This window comes from Klebsiella planticola, assembly GCF_000783935.2.
Taxonomy (GTDB): Bacteria; Pseudomonadota; Gammaproteobacteria; order Enterobacterales; family Enterobacteriaceae; genus Klebsiella; species Klebsiella planticola.
The window spans coordinates 424,224-448,537 of sequence record NZ_CP026047.1; the positions used below are offsets into that span (position 1 = coordinate 424,224).

General features: G+C 55.0%; 24 protein-coding genes and 1 rRNA gene. 9 read left to right on the forward strand and 16 right to left on the reverse strand.

Going from position 1 to position 24,314, the window contains the following annotated elements; all coding sequences use genetic code 11:
- Position 1: 1 nt before the first annotated feature.
- Positions 2–262, forward strand: coding sequence for a YfhL family 4Fe-4S dicluster ferredoxin (locus tag MC50_RS01930; RefSeq protein WP_004866440.1), 261 nt, complete (start codon positions 2–4; stop codon positions 260–262).
- 18 nt (positions 263–280) lie between these two features.
- Here the strand turns inward: MC50_RS01930 and acpS are convergent, their stop codons facing one another.
- The 11 genes from acpS to rpoE form a co-directional block, all read right to left on the reverse strand.
- The gene (acpS, locus tag MC50_RS01935) at positions 281–661 is read right to left on the reverse strand and encodes a holo-ACP synthase (protein WP_004866442.1); all 381 of its coding nucleotides are present in this window, start codon (positions 659–661) and stop codon (positions 281–283) included.
- A complete protein-coding gene (gene pdxJ, locus MC50_RS01940) occupies positions 661–1,392 on the reverse strand; it encodes a pyridoxine 5'-phosphate synthase (protein ID WP_032686469.1) in 732 nt (243 codons plus the stop codon). The genes acpS and pdxJ overlap by 1 nt, the downstream gene beginning before the upstream one ends.
- Before the next feature lie 8 nt (positions 1,393–1,400).
- Positions 1,401–2,144 carry a DNA repair protein RecO gene (gene recO, locus MC50_RS01945; protein ID WP_032686559.1) on the reverse strand — a complete coding sequence of 248 codons (744 nt, stop codon included), beginning with the start codon at positions 2,142–2,144 and terminating at the stop codon, positions 1,401–1,403.
- A 131-nt stretch (positions 2,145–2,275) separates the two neighbouring features.
- Entirely contained in the window at positions 2,276–3,181 is a 906-nt protein-coding gene (era, locus tag MC50_RS01950; protein WP_004866448.1) for a GTPase Era, read from the reverse strand.
- Positions 3,178–3,858: a ribonuclease III gene (gene rnc / locus MC50_RS01955; RefSeq protein WP_004866451.1), complete on the reverse strand. Its 681-nt coding sequence runs from the start codon at positions 3,856–3,858 to the stop codon at positions 3,178–3,180. The genes era and rnc overlap by 4 nt, the downstream gene beginning before the upstream one ends.
- Positions 3,859–4,153: 295 nt before the next feature.
- Positions 4,154–5,128 (reverse strand): signal peptidase I, encoded by a 975-nt coding sequence (gene lepB / locus MC50_RS01960; protein ID WP_032686467.1) that lies wholly within the window; start codon positions 5,126–5,128, stop codon positions 4,154–4,156.
- A 14-nt stretch (positions 5,129–5,142) separates the two neighbouring features.
- Positions 5,143–6,942 carry a translation elongation factor 4 gene (gene lepA, locus MC50_RS01965; RefSeq protein ID WP_004866454.1) on the reverse strand — a complete coding sequence of 600 codons (1,800 nt, stop codon included), beginning with the start codon at positions 6,940–6,942 and terminating at the stop codon, positions 5,143–5,145.
- Positions 6,943–7,128: 186 nt separating this feature from the next.
- Positions 7,129–7,608, reverse strand: a complete 480-nt coding sequence (rseC, locus tag MC50_RS01970) for a SoxR-reducing system protein RseC (RefSeq protein ID WP_032686466.1) — start codon at positions 7,606–7,608, stop codon at positions 7,129–7,131.
- On the reverse strand, positions 7,605–8,561 hold the full coding sequence (gene rseB, locus MC50_RS01975) for a sigma-E factor regulatory protein RseB (RefSeq protein WP_032686465.1): 957 nt from the start codon (positions 8,559–8,561) through the stop codon (positions 7,605–7,607). The genes rseC and rseB overlap by 4 nt, the downstream gene beginning before the upstream one ends.
- Positions 8,561–9,211, reverse strand: coding sequence for an anti-sigma-E factor RseA (gene rseA / locus MC50_RS01980; RefSeq protein ID WP_004866460.1), 651 nt, complete (start codon positions 9,209–9,211; stop codon positions 8,561–8,563). The genes rseB and rseA overlap by 1 nt, the downstream gene beginning before the upstream one ends.
- Before the next feature lie 31 nt (positions 9,212–9,242).
- Complete coding sequence (gene rpoE / locus MC50_RS01985) at positions 9,243–9,818, reverse strand: RNA polymerase sigma factor RpoE (protein WP_004866461.1); 576 nt, start codon at positions 9,816–9,818, stop codon at positions 9,243–9,245.
- A 421-nt stretch (positions 9,819–10,239) separates the two neighbouring features.
- Here rpoE and nadB point away from each other — a divergent pair, with 421 nt between their 5' ends.
- A complete protein-coding gene (gene nadB / locus MC50_RS01995) occupies positions 10,240–11,859 on the forward strand; it encodes an L-aspartate oxidase (protein WP_032686464.1) in 1,620 nt (539 codons plus the stop codon).
- On the opposite strand, the gene trmN is transcribed toward nadB, so the two are convergent.
- Positions 11,844–12,581, reverse strand: a complete 738-nt coding sequence (gene trmN / locus MC50_RS02000; RefSeq protein ID WP_047663386.1) for a tRNA(1)(Val) (adenine(37)-N(6))-methyltransferase TrmN — start codon at positions 12,579–12,581, stop codon at positions 11,844–11,846. The two genes, nadB and trmN, sit on opposite strands and share 16 nt — an antisense overlap.
- 131 nt (positions 12,582–12,712) lie before the next feature.
- Between trmN and srmB the strand changes: the two genes are divergently transcribed.
- Positions 12,713–14,038, forward strand: coding sequence for an ATP-dependent RNA helicase SrmB (gene srmB / locus MC50_RS02005; RefSeq protein ID WP_004866469.1), 1,326 nt, complete (start codon positions 12,713–12,715; stop codon positions 14,036–14,038).
- Between the two features lie 48 nt (positions 14,039–14,086).
- Here srmB and grcA read toward each other — a convergent pair whose 3' ends face one another.
- Complete coding sequence (gene grcA, locus MC50_RS02010) at positions 14,087–14,470, reverse strand: autonomous glycyl radical cofactor GrcA (RefSeq protein WP_004866471.1); 384 nt, start codon at positions 14,468–14,470, stop codon at positions 14,087–14,089.
- 316 nt (positions 14,471–14,786) lie between these two features.
- Here grcA and ung point away from each other — a divergent pair, with 316 nt between their 5' ends.
- Positions 14,787–15,476: a uracil-DNA glycosylase gene (gene ung / locus MC50_RS02015; protein ID WP_032686462.1), complete on the forward strand. Its 690-nt coding sequence runs from the start codon at positions 14,787–14,789 to the stop codon at positions 15,474–15,476.
- 66 nt (positions 15,477–15,542) lie between these two features.
- Here the strand turns inward: ung and MC50_RS02020 are convergent, their stop codons facing one another.
- Entirely contained in the window at positions 15,543–16,613 is a 1,071-nt protein-coding gene (locus tag MC50_RS02020) for a tRNA/rRNA methyltransferase (protein WP_047663387.1), read from the reverse strand.
- A 203-nt stretch (positions 16,614–16,816) separates the two neighbouring features.
- On the opposite strand from MC50_RS02020, the gene trxC reads away from it, so the two are divergent.
- The 5 genes from trxC (at position 16,817) to MC50_RS02045 (ending at position 22,539) form a co-directional block, all read left to right on the forward strand.
- Positions 16,817–17,242, forward strand: a complete 426-nt coding sequence (gene trxC, locus MC50_RS02025) for a thioredoxin TrxC (protein WP_032686460.1) — start codon at positions 16,817–16,819, stop codon at positions 17,240–17,242.
- Positions 17,243–17,312: 70 nt separating this feature from the next.
- A complete protein-coding gene (gene tapT / locus MC50_RS02030) occupies positions 17,313–18,011 on the forward strand; it encodes a tRNA-uridine aminocarboxypropyltransferase (protein WP_032686459.1) in 699 nt (232 codons plus the stop codon).
- Positions 18,012–18,046: 35 nt separating this feature from the next.
- Positions 18,047–20,704: a bifunctional acetate--CoA ligase family protein/GNAT family N-acetyltransferase gene (locus tag MC50_RS02035; RefSeq protein WP_032686458.1), complete on the forward strand. Its 2,658-nt coding sequence runs from the start codon at positions 18,047–18,049 to the stop codon at positions 20,702–20,704.
- 114 nt (positions 20,705–20,818) lie between these two features.
- Positions 20,819–22,174 (forward strand): CDP-diacylglycerol--serine O-phosphatidyltransferase, encoded by a 1,356-nt coding sequence (gene pssA / locus MC50_RS02040; protein ID WP_032686457.1) that lies wholly within the window; start codon positions 20,819–20,821, stop codon positions 22,172–22,174.
- A gap of 41 nt (positions 22,175–22,215) precedes the next feature.
- Positions 22,216–22,539: a YfiM family lipoprotein gene (locus MC50_RS02045; RefSeq protein ID WP_032686456.1), complete on the forward strand. Its 324-nt coding sequence runs from the start codon at positions 22,216–22,218 to the stop codon at positions 22,537–22,539.
- 2 nt (positions 22,540–22,541) lie between these two features.
- Here the strand turns inward: MC50_RS02045 and MC50_RS02050 are convergent, their stop codons facing one another.
- A complete protein-coding gene (locus MC50_RS02050; protein ID WP_032695568.1) occupies positions 22,542–23,840 on the reverse strand; it encodes an MFS transporter in 1,299 nt (432 codons plus the stop codon).
- A 323-nt stretch (positions 23,841–24,163) separates the two neighbouring features.
- Positions 24,164–24,279, reverse strand: a 5S ribosomal RNA gene (rrf, locus tag MC50_RS02055).
- Positions 24,280–24,314 lie beyond the last annotated feature (35 nt).

Consider the following 24,314-nt stretch of genomic DNA (forward strand, 5'->3'; position numbering starts at 1 on the left):
GATGGCGCTGTTAATCACCAAAAAATGCATCAACTGCGATATGTGCGAACCGGAATGCCCTAACGAGGCCATTTCGATGGGTGACAGCATTTATGAAATTAACAGCGACCGCTGCACGGAATGCGTGGGCCACTATGAAACGCCCACCTGCCAGAAAGTGTGCCCGATCCCGAATACGATTCTGAAAGACCCGGCACACGTCGAAAATGAAGAACAGCTGTGGGACAAATTCGTGCTAATGCATCACGCGGACAAAATCTGATGCCGCGAGCAGCGGGCGCTAACTCTCCACGATAACCGTCGCACAAGCGTAATGACGCTCATCGGCCAGCGTCACGTGAATGCTTCTGACTCCCAGACGCTCCGCCAGATTCTTCGCCTCGCCCCACAGCCGTAGCTTAGGCTTGCCCAGTTCGTCGTTGTAAACTTCAAACTGATTAAAAGCCAGACCGTTACGGATACCGGTCCCCAGGGCTTTCGCCGCCGCCTCTTTCACCGCAAAACGCTTCGCCAGAAAACGAACCGGCTGCTGGTGCTGTGCCCATATCGCCCACTCGTTGTCGCTGAGAACCCGCCGGGCGAGACGATCGCCGCTGCGGGCAATCACCGCTTCAATACGGGCAATTTCAACAATATCGGTGCCCAGCCCCAGAATAGCCATTACGCGCGCGCTTCCTGCATCAGGCGTTTCATCTCGGCAACCGCCTCTTTCAGGCCGCTCATCACCGCACGACCGATGATCGCGTGGCCAATGTTCAGCTCATGCATCTCCGGAATGCGGGCGATCGCCTGCACGTTATGGTAGGTCAGGCCGTGACCGGCATTGACCTTGAGGCCAAGGCTCGCGGCATAGGTGGCCGCCTTCGCGATCCGCTCAAGCTCTGTTGCCTGCCGGGCGTCGGTTTCGGCATCCGCATAGCAACCGGTATGGATTTCGATATACGGCGCGCCGACGTCCGCCGCAGCCTTAATTTGCTCCTCATCGGCATCGATGAACAGCGAGACCAGAATACCGGCATCGGCAAGACGGGTGCAGGCATCGCGCATTTTGTCGCGCTGACCCGCGACATCCAGACCGCCTTCCGTCGTCACTTCCTGACGTTTTTCCGGCACCAGACAGCAGAAGTGCGGTTTGGTCTCACAGGCGATGGTCAGCATCTCTTCGGTAACCGCCATCTCCAGGTTCATGCGGGTATCCAGCGTCTGGCGCAGGATACGAACATCGCGGTCGGTAATATGACGGCGGTCTTCGCGCAGGTGCACGGTAATTCCGTCGGCGCCAGCCTGCTCGGCGATAAAGGCCGCCTGCACCGGATCCGGATAGGCAGTGCCGCGCGCGTTACGCAATGTCGCAATATGGTCAATATTGACCCCTAACAGTAATTCAGCCATGACAATCCTCATTGATCGTTATTCGTTTTATCTGCTGCCCGCGCCGCGCGGGCGGGCATAAACTGGCGAAACAGCTCCCGGCTCTTTAGCGGTTTACCGCCAAGATACGGTTTCAGGGCGATACGGGTAAAGCGCTTTGCGGCACGTAGCGCATCGCTATCCGGGAACTCACGGTTAGCCAGCGCCTTCAAATGGTGCCCGGTAAAGGTGTTGTTATCAATAACCACGCTGGCAATAAACCCTTTTTCTTCACGGTAGCGATAGGTCATGGTGTCATCTACGGCTTCGCCGCTGCCGGCGCAGTGGAGGAAATCAACGCCATAGCCCAGGTGTCCCAGCAGCGCCAGTTCAAAACGGCGCAACGCCGGCTCTGGCGTACCGCTTGCGCCAGCCAACGCCTGCAGGCAATGCAGGTAATCGAAAAAGAGTTCGGAGAAGCGCGTTTCATGTTCGAGCACGCGGGACAGCAGTTCATTGACATACAGCCCGCTGTAAAGCGTGATGCCGCTAAGAGGAAGAGCCAATGAAACGGCTTCGGCGCTGCGTAGCGTTTTCACTTCGCCACGACCGCCAAAGCGCAGGAGTAAGGGGGTAAAAGGCTGGAGGGCGCCTTTGAGGTTGGAGCGTCTGGAACGTGCGCCTTTTGCTACCAGGCGCACGCGACCCGACTCTTCCGTGAAGACATCCAGCATCAGGCTGGTTTCGCTCCAGGGACGACTATGCAGAACGAAAGCGCGCTGCCAGCCTTCCATCATACGCGTCGTCTTTCAGGTTGCAGGTGCGTTGGCCGCACCTTTTCAGCCGAATCACTGACTAAAGTCAGCTCCCGGGGACTCACGGTGTTGCCGCCGGCCTGCACCACGAAAGCCATGGTGTGTCAAACTCAGAGATCGTCAACGTAACCGAGGCTGCGCAACGCGCGCTCGTCGTCGGCCCAGCCGGATTTGACCTTCACCCACAGTTCAAGGTGTACCGGCGCTTCAAACATATCCTGCATGTCTTTACGCGCTTCAATCCCGATAGTTTTGATTTTGGCGCCTTTGTTGCCAATCACCATCTTCTTCTGACCTTCACGTTCAACCAGAATCAGACCGTTAATATCATAACCGCCGCGTTCGTTGGTCTGGAAACGCTCGATCTCAACCGTCACCGAATACGGCAGCTCGGCGCCAAGGAAACGCATCAGCTTTTCACGGATGATTTCAGAGGCCATAAAGCGCTGTGAGCGGTCGGTAATATAGTCTTCCGGGAAGTGATGAATCGCTTCCGGCAGATGTTTGCGTACGATCCCGGCGATGGTATCGACGTTCATGCCTGTTTCCGCAGAAATCGGCACGATATCGAGGAAGTTCATCTGGCTTGCCAGGAACTGCAGGTGCGGCAGCAAATCAGCCTTTTCCTGCACGTTATCCACTTTATTGACCGCCAGGATCACCGGCGCTCTGGCATCACGTAATTTGCCCAGCACCATTTCGTCATCGGCCGTCCAGCGCGTGCCTTCGACAACGAAAATCACCAGCTCAACGTCGCCAATCGAGCTGCTCGCCGCTTTGTTCATCAGGCGGTTGATCGCACGTTTCTCTTCCATATGCAGGCCCGGGGTATCAACATAAATTGCCTGATACGGCCCTTCGGTATGGATACCGACAATGCGGTGACGCGTGGTCTGCGCTTTACGGGAAGTGATCGAAATCTTCTGCCCAAGCAGTTTGTTCAACAGCGTGGATTTACCCACGTTCGGGCGGCCAACAATGGCGACAAACCCACAATAACTTTTATCGATGCTCATTCCAGCTCCAGCTTTTTCAGCGCCTGTTCGGCGGCAGCCTGCTCCGCCTTGCGACGGCTGGAACCTGTGCCTACCACCGGTTCACTCAGGCCACTGACCTGGCAGTGGATAGTAAATTCCTGATCGTGTGCTTCACCGCGCACCTGCACTACCAGATAGGAAGGCAGCGGCAGGTGGCGACCTTGCAGGTACTCCTGCAAACGAGTCTTTGGATCTTTTTGCTTATCGCCTGGGCTGATTTCGTCCAGACGAGTTTGGTACCAGGTGAGAATCAGGCGCTCAACGTTCTGGATATCGCTGTCGAGGAATACCCCGCCAATCAACGCTTCAACGGTATCTGCCAGAATAGACTCGCGACGGAAGCCGCCGCTTTTCAACTCACCCGGGCCAAGGCGCAGACACTCACCCAGTTCAAACTCGCGGGCGATCTCCGCCAGCGTGTTGCCTCGTACCAGCGTTGCGCGCATGCGGCTCATATCGCCTTCGTCCACCCGAGGGAAACGATGATAGAGCGCATTCGCGATCACAAAACTCAAAATTGAGTCACCTAAAAATTCCAGGCGCTCATTGTGTTTGCTGCTGGCACTGCGGTGAGTTAATGCCTGTTGCAACAGCTCCTGATGATGAAAAGTGTAGCCCAGCTTCCGTTGAAGCCGATTAATTACGATGGGGTTCATGCTTTACCAATAAATGAATGCGTCAAAAATGCAGCACACGAAACCGACCTGGGCAGCCCTGTCCCCATTTAGATTGCCTGTGCGCTTGCCTGCCGCCTTTCTGCAACCCAAATTATTCAGAGTAAAATCAACCAACGCGGTTTCGTGTGCAGTGTCACTCTTACGAGAGACAACCAAAACTTCGGGGGGATATTCTATACGCAACGACAATAGATGTCGTTAGTTTGAATGGATTTAAATATTAAATAATTCACGCTGCCAATATTGCAGCGGCAGCGTGAATTAGGCAGGGAAATTACTGAATGCTACCAATACGCGATAAACGCACGCCGGTCGGCCATTCACCTTCCTGTTTTTCGAAGCTCATCCAGATGGCCGTGGCTTTACCCACCAGGTTGGCCTCTGGCACAAAGCCCCAGTAACGGCTGTCGGCGCTGTTATCGCGGTTGTCGCCCATCATGAAGTAATGACCCGGCGGCACGATCCAGGTGGCCAGCGGCAGGCCGGACTGGCGGTAATACATTCCAACCTGATCCTGAGCAATCGGCACGGTCAGAATGCGGTGAGTCACCTCACCCAGCGTCTCTTTGCGCTCGGTCAGACGAATACCGTCAGCCTTGCTTTCGCCTTTCGGCAACTGCCAGAAGCCGCTGGTCGCTTCCCCGCCGTTCTGACGAGAGAAGGTCTGGACGAAATCGCTGGGCTCAACGTTGGAGTAAGTTACCGGCAGTGCGTTGCCGCATGCCTGACCGGAACTGCAGCCCGGCTGGATAGTGACCTGTTTTGCTACCGGATCGTAGGTGATCTTATCGCCCGGTAAGCCAACAGCCCGCTTAATGTAATCCAGACGCGGATCTTCCGGGTATTTAAACACCACGATATCGCCGCGTTTCGGATGGCCGGTTTCGATCAGCGTTTTCTGGTAGATCGGATCTTTGATGCCGTAGGCAAACTTCTCAACCAGAATAAAATCGCCAATCAGCAGGGTTGGCATCATCGAACCTGACGGGATTTGAAACGGCTCATAAATAAATGAGCGCACCACCAGGACGATCGCCAGCACCGGAAATACCGAGGCTCCCGTTTCCAGCCAGCCCGGTTTCGGACCGACTTTCTTCAACGTTTGCTTGTCGAGGCTATCACCGGTCGCTGCCTGAGCAGCGGCCTGACGTTCACGACGTTTTGGTGCAAAAATGAATTTATCCAGGCACCACAAAAGCCCCGTCACCAGGGTTGCAATCACCAGGATCAGGGCAAACATGTTCGCCATGCCAACTCCTTAAATTATTTTCCGTCTTTACCGACGTGCAGAATGGCGAGGAACGCTTCCTGCGGCAGCTCAACGTTACCCACTTGCTTCATACGTTTCTTACCGTCTTTCTGCTTCTGCAGCAGCTTTTTCTTACGGCTGACGTCACCGCCGTAGCATTTCGCCAGGACGTTCTTACGCAGCTGTTTGACGGTGGAACGGGCAATAATGTGGTTGCCGATAGCCGCCTGAATCGCGATATCGAACTGCTGGCGTGGGATCAGCTCTTTCATCTTCTCCACCAGCTCACGACCGCGGTACGGCGCATTATCGTTGTGGGTGATCAGCGCCAGCGCATCTACACGCTCGCCGTTGATCAGCACGTCCACGCGCACCATGTTGGATGCCTGGAAGCGTTTGAAGTTGTAATCCAGCGACGCGTAGCCACGGGAGGTGGACTTCAGGCGGTCAAAGAAATCGAGCACCACTTCCGCCATCGGAATTTCATAGGTCAGCGCAACTTGTTTACCGTGATAAACCATGTTGGTCTGCACGCCACGCTTCTCAATACACAGCGTGATGACGTTGCCCAGGAACTCCTGCGGCAGCAGCATGTGACATTCCGCGATCGGCTCACGCAGCTCCTGAATGTTATTCAGCGGCGGCAGCTTGGACGGGCTATCGACATAGATGACTTCTTTCGATGTGGTTTCCACTTCGTAGACAACCGTCGGCGCGGTGGTAATCAGATCCAGGTCGTATTCGCGTTCCAGACGCTCCTGGATGATTTCCATGTGCAGCAGGCCGAGGAAGCCACAGCGGAAGCCGAAGCCCAGCGCCGTGGAACTTTCCGGCTCATAGAACAGAGACGCATCGTTCAGGCTCAGTTTACCGAGCGCATCACGGAAGGCTTCATAATCATCGGAGCTCACCGGGAACAGACCGGCATACACCTGCGGTTTCACTTTCTTAAAGCCTGGCAGGGCCTTGTCCGCCGGGTTACGTGATGTCGTCAGGGTATCCCCAACCGGCGCGCCGAGGATATCTTTAATGGCACACACCAGCCAGCCTACCTCGCCGCATTTCAGCTCAGTACGGTCAACCTGTTTTGGCGTAAAGATCCCCAGTCGATCGGCGTTATAGACCTGACCGGTGCTCATCACTTTAATTTTGTCGCCTTTGCGCATCGTGCCGTTTTTGATACGCACCAGCGAAACCACGCCAAGATAGTTATCGAACCAGGAGTCGATGATCAGCGCCTGCAGCGGGGCATCCGCATCACCTTCCGGCGGCGGGATATCACGCACCAGACGTTCCAGAACATCGGGAACGCCGACGCCGGTTTTCGCCGAGCAGCGCACCGCATCGGCCGCATCGATACCAACGATGTCTTCGATTTCATCGGCTACGCGCTCCGGATCGGCAGCTGGCAGGTCGATTTTGTTGAGCACCGGCACCACTTCCAGATCCATTTCCATGGCGGTATAGCAGTTGGCCAGCGTCTGAGCTTCTACCCCCTGACCCGCATCGACCACCAGCAGCGCACCTTCACATGCGGCGAGCGAACGTGACACCTCATACGAGAAGTCGACGTGCCCCGGGGTATCGATGAAGTTCAGCTGGTAAGTTTCGCCGTTGGTCGCCTTGTAATCCAGGGTGACGCTTTGCGCCTTAATGGTGATGCCACGCTCGCGTTCAAGATCCATGGAGTCCAGTACCTGGGCTTCCATTTCACGATCGGAAAGGCCACCGCAAATCTGGATGATACGGTCAGACAACGTCGATTTACCGTGGTCGATATGAGCGATGATTGAAAAGTTACGTATATTCTTCATATTTAGAGTTAATTATGCCTTACGCGTATCATGAGGCCGCTGTTCTGTGCCTGACGTTTTTTAATCCGAAAACGCCGCATTCTACACTACATCCGCGAAACCAGGAAATGCTCTTACCAGCAGCATAACCGTAGCAAATGATGTGTTCAGGCGGGGGTAATAAATAAAAAATAAAGGCCAGTGGAATCACTGGCCTGGTTCTGAAGAGGGTGTCTCTACACGCACCAAATCTGGCGGCAGGCCAACGCTAATAATAACGGGCTGCCACGACTGGCGAGCGGCTAATCCGGGCGAAAGCCCGCGCGCCACCAGAAATCCGCCGACGCCGCCGAGTAGCGCACCGCACAGCGAAGCGAAATCATTGGCAAACAAGACCTGAAAAACAGACGCCATAACAAACAGTCCAACCAGCGGCGCCATATAAACTAAAACCGCCGAGCCCAGCAGGCTGCTTTCAGCAATCCCCAGCTCGACTTTTTGCCCGGCGGACAGCGGCTGTTCGCTGGGAACGCTGATCGTGTGGCTGGTTTGCGGTCCCAGTTTGTTCAGCACCCGACTGCCGCAGCCAGCGCGCGAGGCGCAGCTGCTGCACGAGGCTTTCACGTCACAGTGCACTTGCGCCATACCGTTATGCCAGGAGACGACCGTGGCCCACTCTTTAATCATTGCACAGCCCTGAATTTGATGCTGTCGGAGATGCGTTTAGCCGTTTGCGGCGGCAGCTCGCCAACCACGGTTATCTCGGCGTTATCACGTACCGTCGTGCTCACGGTACGACGCCCGGTACGCAACAGCTGATCGCTGCTGTTTGCCGAGGCGCGATTCACGTTAATCGAGAAGCTAAACAGCCCATCAGAATACAGGCGGGATTCAACCGGACCATCAAAAGTCGGCAGACGGCGCTGACTGCTGGAGACTTCGGAAACGCCCTGCGGTAGCCAGGCCGGCGCCCAGTTAAAGTTGGCTTTATCGCCCCCTTCCGGCACCGACAGCTGAGGAGGCAGACTGGCTTTCGCTAATGTCTCCATGCTGCTGCTGACCTTGTCGCCAACGTTAAAGGATACGACCCGGAACTGCTCCAGCGTTTCCCCGTCGCGGTCAAGCAAATCGACGCGCATGGGCAGTTTGGTTTCCGCATCCAGCCAGACGATATAGCTATAGCGCGTACCGTCCCGCGCGACGACGCGAATCACTTCGCAAAGTCTGTCGGCAATACGGGTTCGCCCAACGGAGATAAAATCGTAGTAGGCAGCCAGTCGCTTAAAATCGGTGTAGGCCAGCGAGGGTAACGAATCGACGATATAATCGCCGTTCAGCGTGAACGGATCGAGCCCCGGTTCAAAATAGCTGATTTCATTACCGCGCAGTACAACTTCCCGGCGTGGGCCATCGAGTTGTAAAAGCTGGGCAAGAGGTTGATTGTTCAGCCGCGCGTGACGATAACGCAGCGACTCAACGCCCTGTTTGTTGATGCTGACGAAAGACAGCTCATAATTGAGGGACTGGCTGGCCAGGTTCATTTGCTGCAACAACGCCCCGGACGATGTATCAGCCGAGGCGTTGACAGAGAAGAACAGGCTGCCTGCCATGAGCGACATGGCACACCAAAGTTGCTTCATTACTGCGATTGCGTTCCTAAAGTTTGATAGCCTGGCACCTGAACAGCGGCTTGCTGAGTCTGGGCCTGACCAAACTGCAGCTGTTCTGCGTGCAGGCGACGCTGCAATTCATAGTCCTGCAGCATAGCATTAATACGGCGGCGCTGTTCTTGCACCTGAGCCTGCTGGCCGCTTCCTGCGGAAGCATCAGCCGGAACGCCAAGACTTACCGGGCTGGCTTTACCCATCATCGGCATGGTGTTGAAGACAGGCGCTTCGGGCTGCTGAGCTGATTCGCTATGCCCATTATACTGCTGGACGCCGACGATAACCGCAAGCGAAACGCACGCCGCAACCCCCATCTGAGTCAGAGAACTGGCCCACGGGCGGACTTTCTGCCAGAAAGGCATCTGACGCCACTGATGTGGTGCTGGCTGAGATTCAGGAATAAGCGGCACCGCCTGACGAACGGGCTCGTTCTCAATGGCGGCCATGACGCGGGCTGAGATATCAAAATGGAGCATCTCAGCGGTATCGCCTCGCAGCGAATCACGGATGAGATGGTAGCTCTCCCAGGTCTTTTGCATTTCAGAAGAACGGCTAAGCTCATTGAGCAGCTCGTTATCCAGCGTTTCACCATCCATTAAGGCCGAAAGTTTTTCTTTCTGCATGCCTGATACCCTTTTCAGTATTCCGCTATCGTCAACGCCTGATAAGCGGTTGAACTTTATTATCAATAGCTTCTCGTGCCCGGAAAATGCGTGAACGTACCGTTCCTACCGGGCAATCCATGATAGCGGCTATCTCTTCATAGCTCAGGCCATCCAGCTCCCGCAACGTGATTGCCATGCGTAAATCTTCCGGGAGTGATTCAATGGTACGAAAAACTATTTGTCTCAGTTCTTCTGACAACATTAAGTTCTCAGGGTTCGAAATTTCTTTCAGCGCCCCACCACTTTCGAAGTTTTCTGCCTCATTGGCGTCAACATCGCTGGACGGTGGGCGGCGTCCCTGAGCTACCAGATAATTCTTCGCCGTATTTACGGCGATGCGATATAACCAGGTATAAAAAGCACTATCCCCCCGGAAGGACTCCAGCGCGCGCCATGCTTTTACGAACGATTCCTGAACAACGTCAGGAATATCGCCCGGTGGCACATAGCGGGAGACCAGGCTCGCGACCTTATGCTGATAGCGCACCACCAGCAAGTTAAACGCTTTCTGATCTCCTTTCTGGACCCGTTCGACGAGGACCTGATCCGTTAACTGCTCGCTCATCCGAGGTAATGTCTCCCCAAACCCAATTCCCATGCGTCTTCAAAGCACTACCCAATCACTGCAATATGAGCAAGCAGACGATTGGAGTGTCTGAAAACAATAAAGTTCCGTTACGCCTTTGATTTTTGTCTGGCAACGGCGGACGATTTGTTATCTCTCATTATATGTCCCGCAACTCAACGCCAGGTAAGATGATGAAGAAAAAGCGTAAGGTCCGCCAGAAGGGTAACGTAACATCGCTTTTATTTCACTATAAAATCTGAAGCTAACGATCTGCTTCGCAAATATTTTCTTTCGTTTACCCTGCTCCGTCCCAGCCGCTTATGTTTAGTTTCCACAACGACAAGTAAAAAAAATGTACGATTTATCACAACCTGGTGCTATTGTGGCAAAAATGTGTTTAGTAAATTAAACAAAGACAATGAATACGACTCCTGACTTCTCCTGTGATGTGCTGATTATCGGCAGCGGCGCTGCCGGTTTATCCCTTGCGCTACGTCTGGCGGAGCACTGCTCCGTCGCCGTACTGAGCAAAGGCCCCGTCAGCGAAGGTTCAACGCTCTACGCGCAGGGCGGTATTGCCGCCGTTTTTGATGAAACCGACAGCGTGGAATCTCACGTTGAAGATACGCTCATCGCCGGGGCCGGCCTGTGCGATCGCCATGCTGTCTCTTTCGTCGCCAGCAACGCCAGACCTTGCGTGCAATGGCTTATCGACCAGGGTGTGCTGTTTGATACTCAGACCCAGGCCAACGGCGAACAGAGCTACCACCTGACCCGTGAAGGCGGCCATAGCCATCGCCGTATCCTCCACGCTGCCGATGCCACCGGTAAAGCGGTGGAAACGACGCTGGTTGGCAAGGCGCTTGCGCACCCGAATATTCGTATTCTGGAGCGGAGTAACGCCGTCGATTTGATCATTTCCGATAAAATCGGCCTGCCGGGGACACGGCGTGTGGTTGGCGCCTGGATCTGGAACCGGAATAAAGAAAAGGTTGAGACCTGCAGCGCGAAATCCGTGGTGCTGGCCACCGGCGGGGCGGCGAAAGTCTATCAGTACACCACCAATCCGGATGTCTCCTCCGGCGATGGTATTGCTATGGCCTGGCGCGCCGGCTGTCGCGTGGCCAACCTCGAATTCAACCAGTTTCACCCCACCGCCTTGTACCATCCACAGGCGCGCAATTTCCTGTTAACCGAAGCATTACGCGGCGAAGGCGCATACCTGAAACGTCCGGACGGTACCCGGTTTATGCCCGATTTTGACGAACGTGGCGAGCTGGCCCCACGCGATATCGTCGCTCGTGCGATTGACCATGAGATGAAACGCCTCGGCGTCGATTGTATGTATCTCGACATCAGCCATAAGCCTGAAGCCTTTATCCGTCAGCATTTCCCGATGATCTACGAAAAACTGCTCGGCCTGGGTATCGATTTGACAAAAGAGCCTGTGCCGATTGTCCCCGCCGCCCACTATACCTGCGGCGGCGTAATGGTTGATGACAACGGACGTACCGATGTTGACGGGCTGTATGCAATTGGCGAAGTGAGCTATACCGGGCTGCACGGGGCTAACCGCATGGCGTCAAATTCGCTGCTCGAATGCCTGGTCTACGGCTGGTCCGCCGCCGAGGATATTCTCCAGCGCATGCCGCTGGCCCAACCGGTTAACGGCCTGCCGTCCTGGGATGAAAGTCAGGTTGAGATCCCCGATGAACTGGTGGTGATTCAACATAACTGGCACGAGTTGAGACTGTTGATGTGGGACTATGTGGGGATTGTCCGCACCACCCGTCGGCTGGAGCGTGCGCTACGACGAATCACCATGTTGCAGCAGGAGCTCGACGAATATTACGCCCGCTTCCGCGTGTCGAACAATTTGCTGGAGTTGCGCAATCTGGTACAGGTGGCCGAACTGATCGTGCGCTGCGCCATGCAACGTAAAGAGAGCCGCGGGCTACACTATACCCTGGATTACCCGGAACAACTTGCGGATAGCGGCCCGTCAATTCTGTCACCTCTGGCTCACATAAAGAGGTAAAAATCCTGGGTCAGGGCAGTAAACCCTTCGGAGTATTGCTGCTCAGGCCCACGGACAATCAGCCGATCGCTGAAACACTCCCCCTCGGTCGGCGAGAAAGCCAGCAGTACGCGGTGCGGCGGGCGCATTTCCGTCTCCGCGACATCGGTGCGTAAACGCAGATGCCAGCCCATGGTTTGGGCACGTTGAACAAACGTATTGCCAATATCCACCGGTAACACCACGCAGAAAAAGCCCTCTTCGGTAATCAACTCTGCGGCGCAGGTTAAGAGCGTGACGTGATCGAGCGTCGTCGTATATCGCGCCTGTTCGCGCTGCGATGTTGCGCAGGGCACACCTTCTGCAAAAAAAGGCGGGTTGCTGACAATCAGTTCATAACGTCGGGTTTGCGCAGGTTGCCACCGTTGAATATCCCCCAGATGCACCTGGATCCGCGCCCCCCACGGGGAGGTTGCCACGTTTTCGCGCGCCTGCGCCGCGGCCTCTTCATCGAGTTCGACCGCATCCAGCATGACCCGATCGTCGGTTCGCTGAGCCAGCATTAAAGCCAGCAAACCGCTACCGGTCCCGATATCCAGCACGTGTTTTACTTGCGCAATCGGCGCCCACGCGCCAAGCAGAATGCCGTCGGTGCCCACTTTCATCGCACAGCGGTCGTGGGCAACAAAGAACTGTTTAAACGTAAAACCATTGCGCGGCAGCGCAAACTTCGACTGAGACATCCTGAATAACCTTGCGAACAAAAACTCCTGAGACTGAAGCTATGCACAATACCGGAGAACAGATAGCCTTACAAACAGATGAACATTACGCCCGTAACGTCTATAATCGTCGGTCCACTCAGAGGTAGATCATGACTGTAACGACTTTTTCCGAACTTGAACTCGACGAAAACCTTCTGGAAGCCCTCCAGGAAAAAGGTTTCACACGCCCGACAGCCATTCAGGCCGCCGCTATTCCGCCTGCGCTTGATGGCCGTGATATTCTCGGTTCAGCCCCGACAGGTACCGGTAAAACAGCGGCGTATCTGCTGCCAGCGTTGCAGCACCTGCTTGATTTCCCGCGTAAGAAGTCGGGGCCGCCGCGTATTCTTATCCTGACGCCGACCCGTGAGCTGGCGATGCAGGTTGCCGACCATGCCCGTGAGCTGGCCGCACACACGCATCTGGACATTGCCACCATCACCGGCGGCGTCGCATACATGAACCACGCGGAAGTCTTCAGCGAGAACCAGGATATCGTGGTCGCCACCACCGGCCGACTGCTGCAATATATTAAAGAAGAAAACTTCGACTGCCGGGCGGTCGAAACGCTGATCCTCGATGAAGCGGACCGTATGCTGGACATGGGCTTCGCTCAGGATATCGAGCACATTGCCGGTGAAACCCGCTGGCGTAAGCAGACCATGCTGTTTTCCGCGACCCTCGAAGGCGATGCGATTAAAGACTTTGCCGAACGCCTGCTGGAAGAGCCCGTTGAAGTTTCCGCCAGTCCCTCCACGCGCGAACGTAAGAAAATTCACCAGTGGTACTATCGCGCCGATGACATTAAGCATAAAACCGCGCTACTGGTTAACCTGCTGAAACAGCCGGATGCGACCCGCTCTATCGTCTTTGTGCGTAAGCGCGAGCGCGTTCATGAACTGGCATCCTGGCTGCGCGAAGCGGGAATCAATACCTGCTGGCTGGAAGGCGAAATGGTGCAGGCAAAACGTAACGAAGCAATCAAACGTATGACCGACGGCCGTATGAATGTGCTGATTGCCACCGACGTCGCTGCCCGCGGGATAGATATTCCGGACGTTAGCCATGTTTTCAACTTCGACATGCCGCGCACGGCTGATACCTATCTGCATCGTATCGGACGCACCGGCCGCGCGGGGAAAAAAGGCGTTGCCATTTCTCTGGTTGAAGCCCATGACCATCTGCTGTTGGGTAAAATTGGCCGCTATATCGACGAGCCGCTCAAAGCGCGCGTTATTGATGAACTGCGCCCGACAACCCGTGCACCGAGCGAGAAGCTGACCGGTAAGCCGTCCAAAAAGGTACTGGCTAAACGCGCCGAGCAGAAAAAAGAGAAAGATAAAGAGAAACCGCGAGTGAAGAAACGTCACCGCGATGCCAAAAATATTGGCAAGCGCCGTAAACCAAGCGGTAGCGCGGGTGAAAATCAGCAGTAACAAAAAAAACGCCGGGATATCCCGGCGTTTTTATATTTAAGCGTCGACTTACAGGCTTTCAGTAAAGGTACGGGCGATAACGTCGCGCTGCTGTTCTGGTGTCAGGGAGTTAAAGCGCACCGCGTAGCCGGAGACACGAATAGTCAGCTGCGGGTATTTTTCCGGATGTTCAACCGCATCCAGCAGCGTTTCGCGACGCAGCACGTTAACGTTCAGGTGCTGACCACCTTCTACGCGGACTTCCGGTTTCACATCGAGCGGAATTTCGCGGTATTCGATTTCACCCAGTTTATTGACCGCAACCACGTCATCTTCAGCAAAACCCCCTTTGGCGCACAGGCAGCGGGCTTCGCCTTTTTCGCTGTCCAGCAGCCAGAAAGAGTTCAGCAGGTCGTCGTTTGCAGCTTTAGTAATTTGGATACCAGTAATCATTTGATGCCTCCCTTAGGCAATATTTATTCGTTTTCTTGGCCCGTTCCCGGCCAATTGGTAAAACCATTGTTGTCTGAGTGTATGTATATCAGCCAAACAACCGGCATTCATTGACTTAAATCAATAAAAACCACGCAATAAAAATGGGTATAGGAGGATATTATTGTTTTACATCAAGTTACGCCAGAGCCAATGCAAAATATTTTTGTAAATTTTCAATTTTTTTTGCATACAAAACGTCAGTCAGACACCGTGGATTTTGTTATGCAGAAAGAAGCAGTTAAGCTATAGCGATGACACTTTGCAGGAGAGCAAGATGACCACCCCATTGACCTGGCACGACGTGCTGGCGGAAGAGAAGCAGCAGCCCTATTTTGTGAATACCCTCAAAACTGTCGCCGAAGAGCGCCAGTCGGGCATGACGATTTATCCGCCGCAAAAAGATGTCTTCAATGCCTTTCGTTATACCGAACTTGGCGATGTCAAAGTGGTTATTCTTGGGCAAGACCCTTATCACGGCCCCGGACAGGCCCACGGCCTGGCCTTCTCCGTGCTTCCGGGAGTTCAGACGCCGCCATCGCTGTTAAATATGTATAAAGAACTGGAAGGGACGATCCCGGGATTCAGCCGTCCGACGCACGGTTACCTGGAGAGCTGGGCGCGACAGGGGGTGCTGCTGCTCAATACGGTCCTGACGGTGCGGGCGGGTCAGGCCCATTCGCATGCCAGCCTTGGCTGGGAAACCTTTACCGATAAGGTCATTTCATTGATCAACGAACATCGGGAAGGGGTGGTGTTTTTACTGTGGGGCGCCCATGCCCAGAAAAAAGGGGCGATTATCGACAGGCAACGTCATTGCGTGCTGAAAGCACCGCATCCTTCGCCGCTTTCCGCCCATCGCGGCTTCTTTGGTAGTAATCACTTCGTCCAGACTAATCAGTGGCTGGCCGAGCGCGGCGAGTCTCCCATTGACTGGATGCCGGTATTACCGGCCGGGGATGCCTAGCCTTCGCCTTTCGCAGCAACAAAAATGCCAGCGTAGCGCTGGCATTTTTTCAGCTGAACCCGGCCATCAGGCCTTGTTCTGACGCCACCACTCGGCCAGCAATACGCCGGTCGCCACGGAGACGTTCAGGCTTTCTACATTGCCGGTACCTTCAATGGCAACGTTAAGATCGGCACTGGAGATCGCCGCATCAGACAGGCCATCACGCTCCTGACCTAATGCCAACACCATTTTCTTCGGCAGCTCAGCCTTATGCAACGGCGTACCGTTGTGGCTGGAGGTCGAAACAATGGCGTAGCCCGCTTTGCGGAACTGCTCCAGAGTGTCGATAAAGCTGTCGCCGGTGATCGGTTCGACGTGTTCTGCACCACCTTCTGCAGTACGGATTGCCGCGCCAGATTCCAGCATGCCGGCATCCTGCACCACTACACCCTTCACACCAAAATGCGCACAGCTACGCATGATCGCGCCGAGGTTGTGCGGGTTACCGACATCTTCCAGTGCCAGAACGCAATCTTCGGCATCGGCTTTGGCGACCCACTGAGCCACCGAGGTACCGTTACGTTTCTTAATCAGGAAGCAAACGCCGCCGTGGTGTTCAGTGCCGGAGGCTTTTGCCAGCTCAGCTTCATCAACCACGTGATAGGCTTTGCGGTTCGCCGCCATCCAGCGCAGCGCTTCTTTGAAACGTGGGGTGACGCTCTGGGCAAACCAGGCGCGAACAATCGCTTCCGGACGGCTCTGGAACAGCGCCTGACAAGCATTCTCACCGTAAACGCGGGTCTCTTCCGCGCGCTGACGACGTAATACTTCCGGATCGATAAAGCTTTTACCGCTGATCCCGCCGTGATCCGGCTTCACCGCCGCATCATCGTTTGGTGCACGCGAGACGGTACGCCACGGAGAAGAGCTATCACGATCGAAATCATCGCGTTTACGATCGTCACGTTTGCGGTCATCACCGCGGCTGTTACGTTCGTCGCGGGCAGGGCGGCTACGGCCGTCAACACGAGATTTTCCTGGGCGCCCTCCCCCTTTCCCGGTACGCGGGTTATGGGTGCGTCTGTCAGAATCATCATCACTGCGGACATACATCACTTTGACCTTGCCGCTTTTATTTTTCAGTTCGTCGCTCATCAATTTTCTCCACCTGCGCTGCGCGAAGCGCGAAGATTACCCGATGTGTCACCGCTGCGCCATGATTTCGTTTAAAAGATAGGGTCTATCGTATTCATCGAACAAAACGCATTGTTGTTTAATAGCTGCTAGTCGATAATATGTAACATTAAAGAAACAAATCGGCCACGTGCCACGCTGCAACCCATAACCAGAGGTTAGTTATGAATACCGTTTGTGCCAGTTGTCAGGCTCTGAACCGCATCCCCGACGATCGTAGTGCCGATGGCGCTAAATGCGGACGCTGCGGCCACGATCTTTTTGACGGCGACGTCATCAACGCGACCGGGGCAACGCTGGATAAACTACTGAAGGACGATCTGCCCGTTGTTGTCGATTTCTGGGCGCCATGGTGCGGTCCTTGTCGTAATTTTGCGCCGATCTTTGAAGACGTCGCGGAAGAACGCAGCGGCAAGATGCGCTTCGTAAAAGTGAACACCGAAGCAGAACGCGAGCTGAGCGCGCGTTTCCGCATCCGCAGCATTCCAACCATTATGATGTTTAAAAAAGGCGAAGTCATCGACATGCTTAACGGCGCGGTACCAAAAGCACCGTTCGACAGCTGGCTCAATGAGGCCAACGCGCAGTAAACCTACCGGGGCACAGCTTGTGCCCCTTTTTCACCTCTGCGACAATGGCGTTTTTTCTTAGCGACCCTTTATGATTGATAACGCCGTCCTTCGCCTTCGTGCCGAACGCCTCGCTCGCGCGACCCGGCCTTTTCTCGCGCGTGGTAACCGAGTCCATCGCTGCCAACGCTGTCTGTTACCGCTGAAGCAGTGCCTGTGCGCGACCCTGAAGCCTGCACAGGCTACCAGCCGTTTCTGCCTGGTGATGTTTGATACCGAGCCGATGAAGCCCAGCAATACCGGTCGGCTAATCGCGGATATCTTGCCGGACACCGAAGCCTTTCAATGGTCGCGAACCGAGCCGCCGCAGGCGTTACTCGATCTGGTCGCCAACCCGGATTACCAGCCCATGGTGGTCTTCCCGGCCTCGTATGCAGGTGCGGAACGCCAGGTGCTGAGCATCCCACCGGCGGGGAAACCACCGCTATTTATCATGCTCGATGGAACCTGGACGGAAGCGCGCAAAATGTTTCGCAAAAGCCCGTATCTGGATGCGCTTCCGGTTATCTCCGTCGATCTGTCACGCATCTCCGCCTATCACCTGAGAGAAGCCCATGCGCAGGGGCAGTACTGCACCGCCGAAGTCGCCATTGCGCTGCTCGACCTTGCAGAAGACCGCATGGCCGCGCGCGCGCTCGGGGACCACTTTAGCCTGTTCCGCACCCGCTATCTGGCGGGAAAAACGCAGCATAAGGGCAGCATCACAGCACAAATGGCAGAAAGCGTTTAAAATCATTCGGTCACTGGGGATCAAAGGAGACCGGTATGAGCCAACGAGGCCTGGAAGCACTGCTGCGGCCGAAGTCGATCGCCGTTATTGGCGCATCAATGAAACCACAGCGCGCCGGTTATCTGATGATGCGTAACCTGCTGGCCGGGGGGTTCAACGGCCCGGTCCTGCCCGTCACCCCGGCCTGGAAAGCCGTTCTGGGCGTGCTGGCCTGGCCGACTATCGATAGCCTGCCATTCACCCCGGATCTGGCCGTGCTCTGTACCAACGCCCGGCGAAATCCCGAGCTGCTGGACGCGCTGGGGCAAAAGGGGTGCAAGACCTGCATTATTCTCTCCGCCCCGCCGGAACAATATCCCGTACTACTCGAATGCGCCGCACGCTATCAAATGCGCCTGCTTGGCCCCAACAGCCTGGGCCTGCTTGCCCCCTGGCAGGGACTGAATGCCAGCTTTTCGCCGGTACCGATTCATCGCGGCAAGCTGGCATTTATCTCCCAGTCTGCAGCGGTTTCAAATACCATTCTTGACTGGGCGCAGCAGCGCGAGATGGGCTTCTCGTACTTTATTGCGCTTGGGGATAGCCTGGACATTGATGTCGACGACCTCCTCGACTTCCTTGCTCGCGACAGTAAAACCAGCGCCATTCTGCTCTACCTTGAGCATCTGAGCGACGCCCGACGCTTCGTGTCCGCGGCGCGCAGCGCATCGCGTAATAAGCCGATCCTGGTGATCAAAAGCGGCCGCAGTCCCGCCGCGCAAAAGCTGCTCCATGTCAATTCGGGTATGGATCCGGCCTGGGACGCCGCGATTCAACGGGCGGGCTTACTGCGCGTGCAGGATACTCATGAGCTGTTCTCTGCGGTTGAAACCCTCAGCCATATGCGCCCGCTACGCGGTGAGAAACTGATGATCATCAGCAACGGTGCCGCCCCTGCGGCGCTGGCGCTGGACGAACTGTGGCTACGAAACGGCAAGCTTGCCACTCTCAGCGAAGAGACCTGTGAAAAACTACGCCAGGCGCTGCCGGGCGGTATCGGCATCGCTAACCCGCTGGATCTCCGTGACGATGCCAGCAGCGAACACTATCTCAAGGCGCTGAACGTTCTGCTGGATAGCCAGGATTACGACGCCCTGCTGGTGATTCATTCCCCCAGCGCCGCCGCACCGGGAACCGAAAGCGCCCTCGCCCTGATCGACGCGCTGAAAAACCATCCGCGCGGTAAATATGTCACGGTACTAACGAACTGGTGTGGCGAATACTCTTCTCAGGAAGCCCGCCGCCTGTTCAGCGATGCAGGCTTGCCAACCTACCGCACGCCGGAAGGAACCATTACCGCTTTTATGCACATGGTGGAGTACCGACGTAACCAAAAACAGCTCCGGGAGACGCCGGTTCTGTCGGATACGGTGACCGCCAATACCGCAGAAGCCCATATGTTGTTGCAACAAGCGATTCGCGAAGGCGCCCGTTCGTTAGACACCCATGAAGTAAGTCCGGTATTGCACGCTTACGGGATCCACACCTTACCGACATGGATTGCCGCCGACAGCGCCGAAGCGGTGCATATCGCCGAACAAATTGGCTATCCGGTGGCTCTGAAACTGCGTTCACCGGATATTCCGCACAAATCGGAAGTTCAGGGCGTGATGCTCTATTTGCGTACCGCCACCGAAGTGCAACAGGCTGCGGATGCTATTTTCGACCGCGTGAAAATGGCCTGGCCCCAGGCACGGATTCACGGTCTGCTGGTACAAAGCATGGCCAACCGCGCCGGCGCGCAGGAGCTGCGGGTCGTCGTTGAGCACGATCCGCTGTTCGGCCCGCTGATTATGCTGGGCGAAGGTGGCGTCGAATGGCGCGCGGAAGATCAGGCTGCCGTCGCCCTTCCACCGTTAAATATGAACCTGGCCCGTTACCTGGTTATCCAGGCGATCAAAAGTAAGAAGATCCGTGGCCGCAGCGCGCTGCGCCCGCTGGATGTCTCTGGCCTGAGCCAACTTCTGGTCCAGGTATCAAATCTCATCGTCGATTGTCCGGAGATCCAGCGGCTGGATATTCACCCACTGCTCGCTTCGGGTAACGAGTTCACCGCGCTTGACGTCACGCTGGCCCTTGCCCCGTTTAGCGGCGACAGCGAAAGCCGGCTGGCAATACGTCCTTATCCGCAGCAGCAGGAAGAGTGGGTGGTGATGAAAAATGGCGAGCGCTGTCTGTTCCGCCCGATCCTGCCGGAAGATGAGCCGCTGCTTCAGGCCTTTATCGGTCAGGTAACGAAAGAAGATCTGTACTATCGTTATTTCAGCGAAATCAATGAATTTACTCATGATGACTTAGCCAATATGACGCAGATCGACTACGATCGAGAAATGGCGTTTGTTGCCGTGCGCACAAGCGCCGAGGGCAATGAGATCCTTGGCGTAACGCGAGCTATCTCCGATCCGGACAATATTGATGCCGAATTTGCCGTACTGGTTCGATCCGATCTGAAAGGGTTAGGTTTAGGCCGGCGGCTGCTGGAAAAGCTGATTGCCTACACCCAAAGCCACGGTCTGCAGCGGTTAAATGGCATCACCATGCCCAATAACAGAGGCATGATCGGCCTTGCCAGGAAGCTGGGGTTCGCGGTTGATATTCAGCTGGAGGACGGGATTGTGAGTTTGTCCCTGCAACTGGTACCACAACAATCATAAACTGGCGACCGCAATTGTTGACCACATTCGCGAACAGTAATGTTATTATTGCCCGCTTACGTCGTCTGCATGGTACAGAAGACCCTTCAATAAACAGAGAAGAAACGCACTGTGATGTTGTCAAAATTTAAGCGTAATAAACATCAACAACACCTTGCCCAACTCCCTAAGCTTTCTCAGTCAGTTGATGATATCGAGTTCTTTTACGCTCCTGCGGATTTTCGGCAAGCGTTACTGGCAAAGATAGCCCACGCCACCCAGCGTATTTGTATTGTTGCGCTCTATCTGGAGCAGGATGATGGCGGCAAAGGAATTCTGCAGGCACTTTACGATGCCAAGCGTCAGCGTCCGGAGCTAGATGTTCGCGTACTGGTTGACTGGCATCGCGCCCAGCGTGGACGCATTGGCGCAGCGGCAGCTAACACGAATGCCGACTGGTACTGTCGCATGGCGCAGGAAAACCCCGGCGTCGATGTCCCGGTTTATGGCGTGCCGGTCAATACCCGGGAAGCCCTCGGCGTGCTGCACTTCAAAGGTTTTATTATCGATGATTGCGTCCTGTACAGCGGCGCAAGCCTGAACGATGTCTATCTGCATCAGCATGATAAGTATCGTTACGACCGCTATCAGTGTATTCGCAATGGCAAAATGGCCGATGTGATGTTCGATTGGGTCGAGCACAATCTGGTTGAAGGCCGCGGTGTAAACCGTCTCGACAGCGCCGCTCGCCCGAAAAGCCCGGAAATCAAAAATGATATCCGCCAGTATCGCCAGGAACTGCGTGACAGCGGCTACCATTTCTCTGGCAATGCGGATGACGATCGGCTGTCGGTCACGCCGCTGGTCGGTCTGGGCAAATCGAGCCTGCTGAATAAAACTATCTTCCATCTTATGCCCTGCGCTGAGCGTAAGCTGACGATTTGTACGCCCTATTTCAACCTTCCGGCTCTTCTGGTACGTAACATTATTCAGCTACTGCGTAGCGGGAAGCAGGTAGAGATTATCGTTGGCGATAAAACAGCGAATGACTTCTATATTCCTGAAGATCAGCCGTTTAAGATTATCGGCGCCCTCCCCTATCTGTATGAAATCAACCTCCGCCGCTTCCTCAGCCGACTGCAGTATTATGTTAATACTGACCAGCTGATCGTTCGTCTGTGGAAAGATGACGACAACAGCTATCACCTTAAGGGAATGTGGGTTGATGATGAGTGGATGCTGCTCACCGGTAATAACCTCAATCCGCGCGCCTGGCGCCTGGACCTGGAAAATGCGATTCTGATTCACGATCCGCAGCATCAGCTCGGCGCGATGCGTGAAAAAGAGCTACATCTGATTCGTCAGCACACGACGGTCGTTAAACACTATCGCGATCTGCAAAGCATTGCGGATTACCCGGTCAAGGTACGCAAACTGATTCGCCGCCTGAGGCGTATCCGTATCGACCGCTTGATCAGCCGTATTCTCTGAATATCTGCCCCGCATCGCCGGGGCTTTTTTCTGGAATGTGTATGCGTACTTTCATCATTATTGCCCCGTTGCTGCTCACCGGCTGTAGCCATATGGCGCATGATTCATGGAGTGGCCAGGATAAGGCCCAGCATTTTCTGGCCTCGGCGATGCTCTCAGCGGCCGGTAACGAATACGCCCAGCATCAGGGCTACAGTCGCGACCGAAGCGCGGCCATTGGCCTGATGTTTTCCGTCAGTCTGGGGGCTTCGAAAGAACTCTGGGACAGCCGCCCGGCAGGAAGCGGCTGGAGCTGGAAGGATTTCGCGTGGGATGTGGCCGGCGCCACGACAGGTTATGCCGTGTGGCAGCTGGCGCACCAGTAGACCTAAAGTCGTAATCCCTTGCCCTTACGATGCAGCATCAGAGATACCAGAAACGCAATCGCACTCATCACGGTGACGTACCAGTAAAAGACATGTTCAACTCCGACCGATTTTAGCGACAGCGCGACGTATTCCGCCGAGCCGCCAAACAGCGCATTTGCCACGGCATACGACAAGCCAACGCCTAAAGCGCGTACCTGAGCCGGGAACATCTCCGCCTTCAGAATACCGCTGATCGAGGTATAGAAACTCACGATCATCAACGCACAGATAACCAATCCAAATGCGGCATAGGGTGAGGTTACACCCTGCAGCGCACTCAAGATCGGCACGGTAAAGAGCGTCGCTAATGAGCCAAAGCAGAGCATTGATGTCCGGCGACCTATTTTGTCTGATAGCGCGCCAAATAACGGTTGGGCCAGCATATAGACAAACAGTGCCGCAGTCATAATCACACTGGCTGTACCGGCGCTCATGCCCGCCGTATTGACCAGGTATTTCTGCATATAGGTCGTGAAGGTGTAAAAGCTTAACGACCCGGCGGCGGTGAAACCCAGGACCATCAGAAATGCTTTACGATTGCGCCATAATCCTTTGAAGGAGCCAGCCTCTTTTAATGCCCGCGTCTCCTGCTTAGATGTTTCATCCAGCTGGCGGCGTAGCCACAGGGCCACAACAGCAAGTACCGCCCCAAGCGCAAACGGTATCCGCCATCCCCAGGCATGCAGCTGCGCATCGCTTAGAATTTGCTGTAGGGCCACCACCACAAGCACCGCCAGAAGCTGACCACCGATGAGGGTCACGTACTGGAATGAGGCATAGAAGCCTTTCTTGCCTTCTACGGCGACCTCACTCATGTAGGTTGCACTGGTACCGTACTCTCCCCCGACGGATATCCCCTGAAACAGGCGCGCCAGAAGTAATAATGCCGGCGCCCATGTGCCAATCGTCGCATAGCCGGGCAGGCAGGCAATCACCAGCGAGCCCATGCACATCATGCATACGGAAATGAGCATAGAGGCTTTGCGTCCGCGGCGGTCAGCAATACGACCAAACAACCATCCGCCAATCGGGCGCATCAGGAAACCCGCGGCAAACACACCGGCGGTTTGTAATAGCTGAGTGGTGGTGTTTCCGGAAGGAAAAAAGATATGGGCAAAATAGAGAGAGCAGAATGAATAGACATAAAAATCAAACCATTCAACCAGATTCCCCGAAGATGCACCTACAATCGCCCATATGCGGCGGCGGGTATCGCTTTGTTCCAGCGCTCCCCGTTCATTCATACTGCTTTCTGCCATTGTCATCCTGCTCCAGCAAAGACTGCAATCTGTCTTGTCGGGCGTGCCACGTCACTGAGACAAATCAATTAGTAAACTAAATGTTATATAATTGTTATTTATTTATATGTGATTAAACTCACATTTTTTTTCGTCGTGTGGTTTTCGGGATTAACGCTAAAGCATGAACGAGGATAAAGTGAAATATGGTGAGGTGGTGGCCACAGCAGGCTTTTATGTTGTATGAACAAACAGATAGATTGCTGCTGAGCGCCTGATCGCTTTGCATCTGGACAAAAACGCAAAAAGCCCATCCGTCAGGATGGGCTTTTTGCTGATTTAATGCCTGGCAGTTCCCTACTCTCACATGGGGAGACCCCACACTACCATCGGCGCTACGGCGTTTCACTTCTGAGTTCGGCATGGGGTCAGGTGGGACCACCGCGCTATCGCCGCCAGGCAAATTCTGTCATCACCCCGCATTCCTGCGCAGTG